The sequence below is a fragment of the Burkholderia sp. AU4i genome, from assembly GCF_000466765.1.
GTDB lineage: Bacteria > Pseudomonadota > Gammaproteobacteria > Burkholderiales > Burkholderiaceae > Burkholderia > Burkholderia cepacia.
Genome location: NZ_ASSI01000401.1, coordinates 1 through 659 on the forward strand (window position 1 = coordinate 1; position 659 = coordinate 659).

The window sequence follows — 659 nt, forward strand, 5'->3', positions numbered from 1 at the left end:
CCATGCGGTTGACGGTAGCGAGCTGCTGTTCCAGCAATTCCAGCCGGTCGTGCAAATACTGATCGCAGTCAGTGGCCACTGCCAGCGGCAATTCGCTGGCCAGCTTCAGAGTAGCGAACTTCTCGGCCGGCACCAGGTACTCATCAAAGTCCTTGAACTGGCGCGAACCCTGCACCCAGACATCGCCTGAGCGCAGCGCGTTCTTAAGCTCCGACAGGGCGCACAGCTCGTAGTAGCGCCGGTCAATACCATCATCCGTGAGCACCAGTTTCGCCCAGCGTGGCTTGATGAATGCGGTCGGCGCGTCGGCGGGCACCTTGCGAGCATTGTCGTTATTCATGTCGCGTAGCACGTCGATGGCATCGAGCACGCCTTTGGCGGCTGGTGCCGCCCGTAGCTTGAGTACGTCCAGGAACTGCGGTGCGTAGCGGCGCAACGTGGTGTAGTTTTCACCGATGCGATGCAGAAAGTCGAAGCTCTCCGGTTGCGCGAGCTTTTGCGCCTCCGTGACGCTGGCGGCAAAGGTGTCCCAAGGCATTACGGCCTCGATGGCGGCGAACGGATCGCCGCCGCTCTGTTTGGCTTCCAGCAAAGCTTGGCCGATGCGGCCATACATCCGCACCTTGTCATTGATCGCCTTACCGGAAGCCTGAAACTGC

At 60.5% G+C, this 659-nt stretch carries 1 pseudogene; it reads right to left on the reverse strand.

Annotation, left to right across the window (positions count from 1 at the left end):
- Positions 1 to 659, reverse strand: a pseudogene (locus tag L810_RS43040) (Tn3 family transposase); the annotation flags it as partial.